The sequence below is a fragment of the Paeniglutamicibacter kerguelensis genome, assembly GCF_017876535.1.
GTDB lineage: Bacteria > Actinomycetota > Actinomycetes > Actinomycetales > Micrococcaceae > Paeniglutamicibacter > Paeniglutamicibacter kerguelensis.
Map to the genome: position 1 here is coordinate 3,301,266 of NZ_JAGIOF010000001.1, position 12,611 is coordinate 3,313,876.

11 protein-coding genes are annotated in these 12,611 nt (G+C 65.3%); 7 read left to right on the forward strand and 4 right to left on the reverse strand.

Annotated features, from left to right (window positions below):
- Positions 1–25 precede the first annotated feature (25 nt).
- The 3 genes from JOF47_RS15060 to JOF47_RS15070 all read right to left on the reverse strand — a co-directional run bounded on the left by JOF47_RS15060 (position 26) and on the right by JOF47_RS15070 (position 2,911).
- On the reverse strand, positions 26–781 hold the full coding sequence (locus JOF47_RS15060) for a SurA N-terminal domain-containing protein (RefSeq protein ID WP_209999863.1): 756 nt from the start codon (positions 779–781) through the stop codon (positions 26–28).
- Between the two features lie 175 nt (positions 782–956).
- Positions 957–1,490 (reverse strand): hypothetical protein, encoded by a 534-nt coding sequence (locus tag JOF47_RS15065; RefSeq protein WP_209999864.1) that lies wholly within the window; start codon positions 1,488–1,490, stop codon positions 957–959.
- Positions 1,491–1,615: 125 nt separating this feature from the next.
- A complete protein-coding gene (locus JOF47_RS15070) occupies positions 1,616–2,911 on the reverse strand; it encodes an SH3 domain-containing protein (protein WP_209999865.1) in 1,296 nt (431 codons plus the stop codon).
- Positions 2,912–3,211: 300 nt separating this feature from the next.
- On the opposite strand from JOF47_RS15070, the gene JOF47_RS15075 reads away from it, so the two are divergent.
- The 7 genes from JOF47_RS15075 to JOF47_RS15105 all read left to right on the forward strand — a co-directional run bounded on the left by JOF47_RS15075 (position 3,212) and on the right by JOF47_RS15105 (position 11,783).
- Entirely contained in the window at positions 3,212–3,721 is a 510-nt protein-coding gene (locus JOF47_RS15075; protein WP_209999867.1) for a hypothetical protein, read from the forward strand.
- A 236-nt stretch (positions 3,722–3,957) separates the two neighbouring features.
- A complete protein-coding gene (locus JOF47_RS15080) occupies positions 3,958–4,047 on the forward strand; it encodes a potassium-transporting ATPase subunit F (RefSeq protein WP_209999870.1) in 90 nt (29 codons plus the stop codon).
- Positions 4,047–5,714 carry a potassium-transporting ATPase subunit KdpA gene (gene kdpA, locus JOF47_RS15085; protein ID WP_209999872.1) on the forward strand — a complete coding sequence of 556 codons (1,668 nt, stop codon included), beginning with the start codon at positions 4,047–4,049 and terminating at the stop codon, positions 5,712–5,714. Before JOF47_RS15080 ends, kdpA begins: the two co-directional genes overlap by 1 nt.
- Before the next feature lie 6 nt (positions 5,715–5,720).
- A complete protein-coding gene (gene kdpB / locus JOF47_RS15090; protein WP_209999874.1) occupies positions 5,721–7,892 on the forward strand; it encodes a potassium-transporting ATPase subunit KdpB in 2,172 nt (723 codons plus the stop codon).
- A 70-nt stretch (positions 7,893–7,962) separates the two neighbouring features.
- On the forward strand, positions 7,963–8,574 hold the full coding sequence (gene kdpC / locus JOF47_RS15095; RefSeq protein ID WP_209999875.1) for a K(+)-transporting ATPase subunit C: 612 nt from the start codon (positions 7,963–7,965) through the stop codon (positions 8,572–8,574).
- A gap of 3 nt (positions 8,575–8,577) precedes the next feature.
- The gene (locus tag JOF47_RS15100) at positions 8,578–11,106 is read left to right on the forward strand and encodes a DUF4118 domain-containing protein (protein WP_209999878.1); all 2,529 of its coding nucleotides are present in this window, start codon (positions 8,578–8,580) and stop codon (positions 11,104–11,106) included.
- Positions 11,103–11,783: a response regulator gene (locus tag JOF47_RS15105; protein ID WP_209999880.1), complete on the forward strand. Its 681-nt coding sequence runs from the start codon at positions 11,103–11,105 to the stop codon at positions 11,781–11,783. Before JOF47_RS15100 ends, JOF47_RS15105 begins: the two co-directional genes overlap by 4 nt.
- An 8-nt stretch (positions 11,784–11,791) precedes the next feature.
- Here JOF47_RS15105 and JOF47_RS15110 read toward each other — a convergent pair whose 3' ends face one another.
- Entirely contained in the window at positions 11,792–12,601 is an 810-nt protein-coding gene (locus JOF47_RS15110) for an amino acid ABC transporter ATP-binding protein (protein ID WP_281070308.1), read from the reverse strand.
- Between the last annotated feature and the right edge of the window lie 10 nt (positions 12,602–12,611).

Below are 12,611 nucleotides of genomic sequence, written 5' to 3' on the forward strand. Positions count from 1 at the left end.
CCGCGCGGGCGGCGCGGTTCTTTAGCTACATGTACATCTTGATTTCGGCGCCCTTGCGGAGCTTGTCCACATAGGCCTTGACCGCGGCTGCTTCCTTTTGCAGCTTCAGCTGCTGGCCCAGCTCGGATTTGATCTGGTCGAACTTCGGGACCTCGGTGTTTGCCGGCGATCCCTTGGCTTTCTGCTGCTGCAGCAGCACGTCATACGCGGCCTTGAGTTCCTCTTCGGTGGGTTTGAAATCGCCCACCTCCTTGGCAATCAGGCGTTCGACTTCCAGCTGGGTACGCAATTGCGCGCGGACGGATTTTTCGTCAAGCCCCTGGGCTTCCATGGACTTCAAGAATTCGGCGCTACTCATCTTGTTGCTCTTGGCAACATCGGCAAGCGCCTGTTCCAGGTCCTTCGGGGTGGCAAAGATCTTTTCCTTCGCCGCCTGCTGGATCAGCAATTCGGTGTTCACCAGGCCTTCGGCCGTCTGCTTCTTCAGCTGTGCCTGATCGAGTTCCTGGCCCGACATTTGCGCCTGCAACGCCACCTGCTGAAACTGTCCCTCATAGATGCGGGTGAAGTCGGCCTTGGAAATCTTCTCGCCGTTCACCGTGGCCACCAGATCCGGAACGCCCGACAGGTCAGGTTTTGGCGCAGTTGCCTCGGCACCGGGTGAAACCGGGGAAGATTCGCTGGTCGATGGGCTGGTTTCCGGCTTGGCCGATGAACTGCACGCGGTCATAAACGACAACGATGCAATCAGGACGATGGAGGCCATCCATTTTTTGTTCACGGTTCACTCCCGATGTTTAGACAACCCTTGGAACACTAACAGCTACAGCTGAAACGACGCTGTGCGCCCAAACGCCCTGCCTGCCCGTTGTTTCACGCCGATGAAAATTGCCTCGTCCGGAACCCGTTTCATGGGGCCGACCGACGTAAATCCCCAAATGGGCACCGCGATCGCGTTAGCCGCCAAAGGGCCAGGACCAGCCGCCTTTGCCTTCGGGGTCATAGACAACCCTTCCCTTGGGGGCGGCCACATCCAGCACGATATTGCCCATGGCCTTCTCGCCGGGATTCAGGAAACTCGGTGCGAGCTCGGAATCCTCATAGCACTCCCAGGCCTTGTCGGAAGAGACATCCCCGTCGCCCCTTCCATCTGCATCGATGACGGAGAATGCCTCGGTAACCAGCGGCATGAAGAGTTCCTCGGAGCTTCCGCCGGCCTTTTCACCCGCTTGCTTCTTCAACTCGGTTTTCACCTCAAGCACCAAAAAATGGGATCTCGTGGGGCGCAGCTCGGGGCCGCCCATCCGCGACGGACAGCTGTCGAGGAGCCGGGCAGTGACGACCTCAAAGGTGAAGTAGCTTTCATTGGTCTTTTCATCGACCAGGCCCGCTTCTTCGCCCAGCTGCTTTTGGATGTTGCCGAAGCGGTCGGTCGTGACGCTTGCATCGGGCGTGGGAGTTGCCATAGCGGTGTCGGCGCTTGCCTGCAACTGGGTCGGAGGCTGCGACGCACCACCCTGGGCCAAATTCGATGCCAGCAGGATCGCTCCAACCACCAACAATCCGGACAACACCGAGGACACAGTGATCAGGACCTTTTTCTTCAAGCCCACGATCAGTACCGCTTCAGGTAGTCACCGGACTTGACACGGATGCCACTCTTGGTGAGATATTTGCTCATCTTGGCAGATCCGACATAGGCCCATACCTGGTTGCCTTGCTGGTCCTTGACCAGTTTCCGGTTGTAGCTCTGGTTCGCCATGGGCTTGCGCGGGTCAAAGCGCTCATAGCGGTCCAGCGCCGCCAGCGTCGAGGCGTAGGACCCTGTCTTCAACGTCATCCGTTCGGCCACCACGAGGTGTCCCCGGTCCTTGGACGGAACCATGTAGGAAAGCCAAGTGAGGTCGCGACGCAGGAACAAATTGTGTGAAACGACCTTGGTCTTGACCTCGCTGCTGGTCTTCCCCTTGACCAGGCGATAAGCCTTTTGTCCCTTACGCAGGGTGCCATAGACGGCCACGGGATACTGCTTCGTTTTCGTGGCCGTCAGGTACGAATTCTTGATCCAACCCGTTCCCTTGGACGACTTGACCTGCGACCAGCCCTTGGAAGTCTTGAGATAGGCAACCTTTTCACCGCCAGGAATGAGGCCCCGGCTCCCATGGGACGTGGAAGTTCCCTTGCGCAGGTTTACATTCGACTTGGTCCATCGGTACTGGACCGCGTTGTTGGCCACCGATGCGGACCGTACCCAGCCATGGCCCGAGGATGACTTGACTCTCTGCCAGTCACCGGAGTTGCGCAGCCACTCAACTCGCGTGTTTTCCTTGAGCCGGGAAATCCTTGGGGTCTTGTCGCTCGGATCCTTATGGATGGATATTTCTTTTTTCGACCACCGGTAAACAGCTTTCGGGTTGTCCTTTGACAGATGTGATGTCTGGATATAGCCAGTCTTGCCCGAAATCCCTACCTTCGAAAATGCGCCCGATTTCCCGAGGTATTCGACCTTGGTACGTCGCTCATGAGTTCCGAGGCGCTCCGACTCTGTTGAGGCGTCCTTGCGCAGCGTTGTGTATTTGGTGGTGTAGTTGTACACCTTCGCCTTGGACGTTGGCTCGTTGCCGAGGCTATCGGTGGGGACCCAACCAGTCATCGCCTTGTAGGAAATCCTGGACCAGTCCCCCCGGGTCTCGGTCACAGTCACGGTCGCATTCTTTGGGATATCCGCCAGCGATTTCGACGTCGTACTCGCCGATTCCAGCAACTGCAGGAACTCCGACGTCGTTTTTTGCTGTTCCGCCTTTGCAGACGTCAGATCGATGCGCTGGTTCTGCCCCGCAGCAAAAGAAGACACCTTCGGTGCATCGGCCAGCGCGAAAGCAGTCGTATTTCCAGTTACTGCAATGATCACGGCAAGCGTAAGGGCAATACCTCGTTGTTGCACCAATTCCTCGTTCCCCCAAGGCGATCATAAAATCGCGTTACTGCAACAAATCTATCAACAAAAATCGAACCTTCTTTGACATTCAAAAAACGTTGGGAAGAAAACATCGAGTTTGTTGCTGTCTGCTTTTTCTTCCAGCGCATACGCCTCCCAGGCACCGCATCAAAAACCATGGCGAATGTGCCCGGCCGACAGTCCAACAACGAATTCATCACAAATTCCCCATGCTCATTTCAGATGCCTTCCACCGCGGGAATACTTGGCAGCATGGCCAGCAGAAGAAGCGGAACGCACCGGCATGCAGTGCTGGGAACCACCACGGTGCTTTTGCTCGGCGGCGGAATGCTGCTCGCCACCACGGCCTGCATCCCGCAGTATTTCGGCAGCCGGCCATGCATGCCCCCGGACTACGTCGTTGCTCCTTCGAGCTTGCGCGCCGGCGAGGATCTGAAGATCTCGGCACCGGATGCCACCTGCGACCCCCGTTACGGCGAGCGCGCCCAAATCCAGATCGAACTCTTGAATGGGCAAAACGAAGTCCTGCTCACCAAGCTGGCACCCATGGGTGATGCCGGCTCCTTCGAGCACACCCTGCGTATTCCGGCCACCACCAAACCCGGCAGCTACAGCATCTCCGCCTCGCCATTCAACGTGGATTGGTGCGATGACACGGGCAAGAACAACCGCCTGGAAAACCCGGGATTCGGCCAGTCCGGCGTCATCGAGGTGCGCGCCGCTTGCGCCACGCCGTACGTGGCGTTCCGGGTCGTCAAATAGCGCGCTGACAGCCGCTTTCCCTGCCGCCGGCGTCAGCGTGGCGTAGGTCTTTGGCGCCGGGGCGTAAGGATTTCGTGAGGATCGGGTTCACGGCGCACCGGCGGGTATCTGATGGAAATGTCATCACCTCATCCATCAGGAGGGCCGTCGCCCATCATGCTCGACATCTTGTATCTACTCACCACCCTCGTGCTGTTCGGCGCGTTGGGCCTCGTGGTGCGGGCGGTGGAGAAGCTTTGATCATTTTCGAGCTTGTCGCCGTCGCGCTGGGCATCGCCGGCGTCGCCTACCTACTTGTTGCGTTGCTGAAGCCGGAGCGATTCTAATGTGGTTCACCATCGCCCAGGCCGCCGCCCTGGCACTGGTCCTTGCAGTTCTCTACCGTCCGCTGGGCGACTACATGGCTAGGGTATACACGTCCACCAGGGACACCAAGGTTGAACGTGGACTCTACCGGGTCATGGGCGTGAATCCCTCCGCCGCCCAGACATGGCAGGCCTACGCACGTTCGGTCCTGGCCTTCTCGCTGATCGGCGTGCTCCTGCTCTACGCGCTCCAGCGCCTGCAGGCATGGTTGCCGCTGGCCCTGGGATTGCCGGCGGTCCCTCCGGGCATCGCCTTCAACACCGCAGCATCGTTCGTGACCAACACCAACTGGCAGTCATACTCCCCCGAAGCAACCATGGGCTACTTTGTGCAGGCCGCCGGATTGGGCGTGCAGAACTTCGCCTCGGCCGCCGTCGGACTGGCCGTTTCGGTGGCGCTCATCCGGGGCCTGGCGGCGCGTCGGGCCTCCACCATGGGGAACTTCTGGGTGGACCTGGTCCGCGGCACCGTGCGCCTGCTGCTGCCACTGTCCGCAATCGCCGCAATCCTGCTGCTGGCAGGCGGGGTCATCCAGAACCTGAACGGGTTCACGGACATCACCACGCTCAGCGGCGGGGTGCAGTCCATCCCCGGCGGGCCCGTCGCCTCCCAGGAGGCCATCAAGCTCCTGGGGACCAACGGCGGCGGATTCTTCAACGCCAACTCCGCCCACCCCTTTGAAAACCCCTCTCCGCTGACCAGCCTGTTCGAGTGCGTCCTGATGCTGGCCATCCCCTTCGCGCTGACCCGCACCTTCGGGGTCATGGTCGGGAACAAGAAGCAGGGCTACACGATCCTGGCCGTCATGGCCGGGTTGTTCCTGGTCTCGCTCACCGCACTGACCCTGCTTGAATATGCGGGGGCCGGAACAGGTCCGCAGGCCGCGGGCGCCGCACTCGAGGGCAAGGAACAGCGCTTCGGCATCGGCGGGTCGACGCTTTTCGGCACCACCAGCACGCTGACCTCCACCGGCGCCGTGAACTCCATGCATGATTCCTTCACCGCGCTGGGCGGAATGCTGCCGCTGCTGAACATGATGTTGGGCGAGGTCGCTCCCGGCGGCGTCGGATCCGGCCTCTACGGCATGCTGGTCCTGGCCATCATCACGGTGTTCATCGCCGGCCTCCTGGTGGGCCGCACCCCCGAATACCTGGGCAAGAAGATCGGCGCGCGCGAGATCAAGCTTGCCTCGCTCTACCTGCTCACGGTTCCGACGCTGATCCTTTCCTTCACCGCGCTGAGCTTCGCCATCCCGGGGATCCGCGCCGACATCGAGTCGGTCTCCATCCTGAACCCCGGCCCGCACGGCTTCTCCGAGGTGCTCTATGCCTTCACCTCCGCCGCCAACAACAACGGCTCGGCCTTTGCCGGGCTCACCGCCAACACCCCGTGGCTGAACACGACCTTGGGCATCGTCATGTTGCTCGGTCGGTTCCTGCCCATCCTCTGGGTGCTTGCACTGGCCGGCACCCTCGCGGCCCAGGATCGCGTCCCCGTCACCGCTGGAACCCTTCCCACCCACAAGCCCCAGTTCTCCATGCTGCTGGGCAGCATCACCCTCATCGTCACGGCGTTGACGTTCTTCCCGGTCCTTGTCCTGGGCCCCCTAGCCGAAGGATTGCTCTAACTTCCCATGTCCACTCTCACCAAGCCCCCAACAGAACCTCCGGTCGGATCGCCGGCCCATTCCCACCACCATCCGCACACCCCGCAGCCCAGCGCCCTGAGCCTTGCCCAGATCCGCGCCGCCCTGCCGGGTGCATTCAGGAAGCTGGATCCGCGGCAGATGTGGCACTCCCCCGTGATGTTCATAGTGCTCATCGGCGCGGTGCTCACCACGGCGCTGGCCATTGCCGAGCCCTTCCTGCCGCCGGCGTCCGGCGCGGAAAACGCCAGCACCCCCGTCGGCTTCAACGCCGCGGTGGCCCTCTGGCTGTGGCTGACGGTGCTCTTCGCGAACCTGGCCGAGGCAGTGGCCGAGGGCCGCGGCAAGGCCCAGGCCGCGTCGCTGCGCGCCTCCCGCACCTCCACCATGGCCGCCCGGTTCGGGAACTACGAACCGGCTGCGGACCCGGCGGGCACCAACCAGCCGACCACCCTGGTTTCCTCCACGGACCTGCGCATCGGCGACTACGTGCGGGTCGTCGCGGGCGAGCTGATCCCGGGTGACGGGGAAATCGTCCACGGCATCGCCGCCGTCGACGAATCGGCCATCACCGGCGAATCGGCACCCGTCATCCGCGAATCCGGCGGCGACCGCTCGGCGGTCACCGGCGGCACCAAGGTCATCTCCGATGCGATCGTCGTGCGGATCACCACCGCGGTCGGCGATTCGCTGGTGGACAAGATGATCCGCCTGGTCGAGGGCGCCCAGCGCCAGAAGACCCCCAACGAGGTGGCGCTGAACATCCTGCTGGCCACGCTCTCGATCATCTTCCTGGTGGTGGTGCTGGCGCTGAACCCGATCGCCGCGTACTCCAACGCCCAGGTGAGCCTGCCGGTGCTGATCGCGCTGCTGGTCTGCCTGATCCCGACCACCATCGGGGCGCTGCTCTCGGCGATCGGCATCGCCGGCATGGACCGGCTCATCCAACACAACGTGCTGGCCCTGTCCGGGCGCGCGGTGGAGGCCGCGGGAGACGTGACGACGCTGCTGCTGGACAAGACCGGCACCATCACCTACGGCAACCGCCAGGCGGCCGAATTCCACCCGCTGGCCGGATACACCGAACAGGAACTGGCACGTGCCGCGGCCGACGCCTCGGTCGCCGACGCGACGCCCGAGGGCCAGTCGATTCTTGCCCTCGCCGCGACCCTCGGGGTGGAGGCCAACCGCAACCCGGACGGCGTGGCCGTCGAATTCACAGCCCAGACCCGCATGAGCGGCATCGACTTTGCCGACGGTCATGCGCTGCGCAAGGGGGCAGGCTCCGCGGTCCTGGCCTGGGTGGCCGAGGTCGCGCCGCTGGGTGCCGCACGGCACCGGGAACTGGACGCGGTCGTCGAGAAGATCTCCACCGTCGGCGGAACCCCGCTGGTGGTTGCCACCCGCACCGGGGACACGGCATCGGTCCTTGGCGTCGTCTACCTCAAGGACGTGGTCAAGGAGGGGCTGAAGGAACGCTTCGCCCAGCTGCGCGCCATGGGCATCCGCACGGTGATGATCACCGGCGACAACCCGCGCACCGCCGCGGCCATTGCCGCTGAGGCCGGCCTTGACGACTACCTGGCGGAGGCCACCCCGGAAGACAAGATGGACCTGATCAAGCGCGAGCAGGCCGGAGGCAACCTGGTGGCGATGACCGGCGACGGCACCAACGATGCCCCGGCCCTGGCCCAGGCGGACGTGGGCGTGGCGATGAACTCCGGCACCTCCGCCGCCAAGGAGGCCGGGAACATGGTGGACCTGGATTCGGACCCCACCAAGCTGATCGACGTGGTGCGCATCGGCAAGCAGCTGTTGATCACCCGCGGCGCGCTGACCACGTTCTCCATCGCCAACGACGTGGCCAAGTACTTCGCGATCATCCCCGCAATGTTCTCCGTGGTGTTCCCGGGCCTGGCGGTCCTGAACATCATGGGGCTGTCCACGCCGGCCTCCGCGATCCTTTCCGCCGTGATCTTCAATGCCGTGGTGATCGTCTTCCTGATCCCGCTGGCGCTGCGCGGGGTGAAGTACCACCCGCGTTCGGCCGCCGCCACGCTGAACCGCAACCTGTTGATCTACGGGGTCGGCGGGGTGCTGGTCCCGTTCATCGGCATCAAGCTCATCGACATGCTCATCTCGTTGATCCCGGGGTTCTGATGCACACCGCGCTTGTCAGGCCGTTTGTCCCATCCTTCGTCCCACCCTTCGAAAAGAAATGACTTCCACCATGGCCACCATTCGATCCTGGCCCCGCACCCTCTGGGTGTCGGTGCGCACCATGCTCATCCTCACCCTGGCGCTCGGCGTGCTTTTTCCCGCGGCAATCCTGGGCGTGGGGCAGCTCGCCTTCCCCGGCCAGGCCAACGGCTCCCTGCTGGAAGTCCCGGGCCATGCAGCCTCCGTCGGCTCGGCCCTGCTCGGGCAGACCTTCAACGACGCCTCCGGCAACCCCGACCCCGCCTACTTCCAGCCCCGTCCCTCGGCCGCCGGCGACGGCTATGACGGGGCAGCCTCCTCCGGTTCCAACATGGGCCCGGAGAACCCCAAGTTCCTGGAGGCGATCGACGAGCGCAAGGCCGCCTACCTGACCGAAAACTCGGGAACCACCGTGGTCCCGGCCGACGCGCTGACCGCCTCGGCCTCCGGGCTGGACCCGGACATCTCCGTGGCCAACGCCCTGGAGCAGGCCGCACGCGTTGCCAAGGCCCGCTCGCTGGATCCGGCCAAAGTGGTGGAACTGGTCCACGAGCAGACCATCGGCAGGGACCTCGGATTCCTCGGGGAACCCCGGGTAAACGTGTTGAAGCTGAACATTGCCCTGGTGGGGCTGGACAATTAACCCATGACACGCGGAACGCTGCGGGTATTGCTGGGCGCCGCCCCCGGCGTCGGGAAGACCTACGCCATGCTCCAGGAGGGGCACCAGCTGGCGGCCGAGGGCCGAGACGTGGTCCTGGCGCTGGTGGAAACCCACGACCGGGAACCCACCGCCGCCCTGGTGGACGGCCTGGAAATGGTGCCGCGCCGCGGGTTCACCCACCGCGGGGTGCAGCTGAGCGACATGGACCTTGCGGCGGTGCTGGCCCGGGCCCCGGAGATCGCGCTGGTGGACGAGCTGGCGCACACCAACGTGGGCACCGGCGGCAACGAGAAACGCTGGCAGGACGTGCACGCGTTGCTCGATGCCGGGATCGACGTGATCTCCACGGTCAACGTGCAGCACATCGAGTCCCTGGGCGACGTGGTGTACGACATCACCGGGGCCGCCCAGCGCGAGACCATCCCCGATGCCGTGTTGCGGGCCGCGGACGCCATCGAACTGATCGACCTGACCCCGCAGGGCCTGCGCGCCAGGCTGGGCGAGGGCCTGATCTATCCGCCCGGGCGCATCGACGCGGCCCTGTCCAACTACTTCAGGCTGGGCAACCTGACCGCGCTGCGCGAGATCGCGCTGCTCTGGCTGGCCGACGAGGTCGATTCGGCGCTGGAAAAGTACAGGGCCGAACACGGGATCTCCGCGCGCTGGGAAACCCGGGAACGCGTCATGGTCGCGCTGACCGGCGGCGAGGAGGGCGAGACGCTGCTGCGCCGCGGGGCACGCATCGCGGCGCGCAGCAGCGGCGGGGAGCTCTCCGCGGTGCATGTCACCGCCCCCGACGGGCTGCTCGCCGCGCACCCCAAGGTGCTGGCGGACCAGCGCCTGCTCGTCGAACGGCTCGGCGGCACCTACCACCAGGTGATCGGGGAGGACGTTCCGGCCGCGCTGGTCGAGTTCGCGCGTGCCTCCAACGCAACGCAGCTGGTCATCGGCGCCTCGCGCCGGTCCAAGCTGGCCACGGCGCTGACCGGGCCCGGCATCGGGGCGGGCATCGTGCGCCTGAGCGGGGACATCGACGTGCACATGGTCAACCACGCGGCCGCCGCCTCCGGGCACCGGCTGCCGCGCTCCCGCGGGGCGCTGACCCGGGGCCGGACGCTCGCCGGATTCGTGCTGGCCCTGCTCGGCGGGCCGCTGCTGACTTGGTTCCTGACCGGGCTGCAGGCCTCGGACGACTCCATCACCGTCGATGTGCTCGCCTACCAGCTGCTGGTGGTCATTGTGGCGCTGGTCGGCGGGCTCTTCCCCGCGGTCTTTGCCGCGCTGCTCTCAGGGCTGACGCTTGACTTCTTTTTCATCAACCCGCTGTACACCATCACCATTGCCGAACCCACGCACCTGGTGGTGCTCATCCTGTACATCCTGATCGCCGTCCTGGTTTCCGTGGTGGTGGATCAGGCCGCCCGGCGGCACCGCGCCGCCACCCGGTCCGCGGCGGAATCGGCGCTGCTGGCCACCGTCTCCGGCTCCGTGCTGCGCGGGGCCGACGCGTTGGAGGCCCTGGTCAACCAGACCTGCGAGGCCTTCTCACTGCGGGGCGTGCGGCTTGTCGAGTCCAACGGCGAGGTGCACAGCGCCGGAACCCCCGGGCCCGGTCCCGCGGACACCGTGCTGCCGGTCGGCGGGCACGCGACGCTCGAGCTGCACGGGCGGGACCTGCCCGCCTCAGACCGGCGCGCGCTGGCCGCGATCGTCTCCCAGCTGGAGGCCGTGCTGGATTTCCGGGCCGTCTCCGCCGCCGCCAGCGAACTGGCCCCGCTGGCGGAGGCGGACAGGGTCCGCAGCGCCCTGTTGCAGGCCGTCGGGCACGACCTGCGCCGCCCGCTCACGGCCGCGACCACAGCAGTGACCTCGCTGCGGTCCACCGAGGTCGCCTACAGCGCGCAGGACCGGGCGGAACTGCTGGAAACCGCCGACGAGTCCCTGCACGCGCTCTCCGTCCTGGTCACCGACCTCCTTGATGTTTCACGCCTGCAGGCGGGCATGCTGGGCGTGAACAACACCGTCATCTCCGTGGAGGACGTGCTGCTGCCCGCGCTCGAGGAAGCCGGGCTGGGACCCGCCGACATCGAGGTGGACGTGCCGCAGGACCTGGACCAGCTCACCGCGGACCCGGTCCTGATGCAACGCATCGTGGTGAACCTGCTGCTCAATGCGCTGCGCTACGGGGCGGGCACCCGGCGCCCGATCCTTGCCGCCAGCCAGTTCGCCGGCCGCACCGAGGTCCGCGTCATCGACTTCGGCCCCGGCATCCCCGCCGCGGCACGGGAGGCGGTCTTCGTTCCGTTCCAGCGCCACGGGGACACCGACAACCTGACCGGCCTGGGCCTGGGCCTGGCACTGTCCCGCGGTTTCGCGGAGGGCATGGGCGGGTCGCTGGCCGCCGAGGACACCCCCGGCGGAGGATTGACCATGGTGCTGTCGCTGCCGGCGGCGCCGGAACCGACGGAACCCACCACCCCGGCCGAACCGACAGGAGGCGCCAGCGCATGAAGATCTTGATTGCCGACGACGACCCGCAGATCCTGCGCGCCCTGCGGATCACCCTGGGCGCCTACGACTACGAGGTGGTCCCCGCCGCGGACGGGGCCGCCGCGGTGCGCCTGGCCGTGGCAACCCACCCGGACCTGGTGCTGCTGGACCTTGGCATGCCCAAGCTGGACGGGCTGGAGGTGATCGCCGCGCTGCGCGGCTGGTCGTCAATCCCCATCCTGGTGATCTCCGGGCGCAGCGATGCATCGGACAAGGTCGCGGCACTTGACGCCGGGGCCGACGACTACGTCACCAAGCCGTTTTCCACCGAGGAGCTGCTGGCGCGGATCCGTGTGCTCTCCCGGCGCACCCCCGGCGCGCCGGAGGTTCCCGCCATACGGTTCGGGGACGTCGTCGTCGACCTGGCGGCCAAGCAGGTCACCCGGGGAACCCCGGAAAAACCGGTCAGGCTGACGCCCACCGAGTGGCGTGTGCTGGAAGTGTTGCTGAACAACCCGGGCAAGCTGGTCACCCAGCAGACGCTGCTGCGCGAGGTGTGGGGGCCGCACCTGGTCAAGGAGACCGGCTACCTGCGCCTGTATTTGGGGCAGCTGCGCAAGAAGCTCGAGGCCGCCCCGGCGGAGCCCCGCTACCTGCTCACCGAGCCCGGCATGGGCTACAGGTTCGTCCCGGACTGAGTCCCCTGCTAGATCACGTTTTCCAGGAAGGCCCGCGTGCGTTCGTGGACCGGGTTGTCCAGCACCGCGGAAGGCGGCCCGGATTCGACCACCACGCCCCCGTCCATGAACACCACCTCGTCGGCGACGTTCCGGGCGAATCCGACCTCGTGGGTCACCACGATCATGGTCATGCCGCTGGCGGCCAGGCCCTGCATGACATCGAGCACGTCCCCGACAAGTTCCGGGTCCAGGGCGGAGGTCGGCTCGTCGAAGAGCAGGAGCTTGGGTTCCATGGCCAGCGCCCGGGCAATGGCAACCCGCTGCTGCTGGCCTCCGGAGAGCTGGGAGGGGTGCAGCGACGCCTTGTCCCCCAGCCCCACCTGTTCCAACAGGTCGCGCGCATGGGCCACGGCCCGTGCCTTGGGAATCTTCTTGATGCCGATGGGTGCGGCGATGATGTTTTCCAGCGCGGTCATGTGCGGGAACAGGTTGAACCTTTGGAAAACCATGCCGATGCCGCGGCGCTGCTTGGCCACCTCGACGGGCTTCATTTCATGGAGCTTGCCGTTGCGCTGCGCATAGCCGATGAGCTGGCCGTCGAAGTTGATCCGCCCTCCGTCGATGCGTTCCAGGTGGTTGATGCAGCGCAGGAAGGTGGATTTGCCGGATCCGGAGGGTCCCAGCAGGCACATGACCTGCCCGGCCTGCACCGAGAGGTCGATTCCCTTGAGCACCTCGATCGGGCCGTAGCTCTTCCGGACGCCTTGGGCCTGGACCAGCGGTTGGCGGGCCTCGTCGATATGGAGCGGGGTTGTAATTTCCAGGGTTCCGTTCATGGTGGTCTTC

Excerpts from the sequence above, each read along its gene's own strand:
- JOF47_RS15075 (WP_209999867.1), top strand. The coding sequence starts at position 3,212 with ATGGCCAGCAGAAGAAGCGGAACGCACCGGCATGCAGTGCTGGGAACC.
- kdpA (WP_209999872.1), top strand. The coding sequence starts at position 4,047 with ATGTGGTTCACCATCGCCCAGGCCGCCGCCCTGGCACTGGTCCTTGCA.
- kdpB (WP_209999874.1), top strand. The coding sequence starts at position 5,721 with ATGTCCACTCTCACCAAGCCCCCAACAGAACCTCCGGTCGGATCGCCG.
- kdpC (WP_209999875.1), top strand. The coding sequence starts at position 7,963 with ATGGCCACCATTCGATCCTGGCCCCGCACCCTCTGGGTGTCGGTGCGC.
- JOF47_RS15100 (WP_209999878.1), top strand. The coding sequence starts at position 8,578 with ATGACACGCGGAACGCTGCGGGTATTGCTGGGCGCCGCCCCCGGCGTC.
- JOF47_RS15105 (WP_209999880.1), top strand. The coding sequence starts at position 11,103 with ATGAAGATCTTGATTGCCGACGACGACCCGCAGATCCTGCGCGCCCTG.
- JOF47_RS15110 (WP_281070308.1), bottom strand. The coding sequence starts at position 12,601 with ATGAACGGAACCCTGGAAATTACAACCCCGCTCCATATCGACGAGGCC.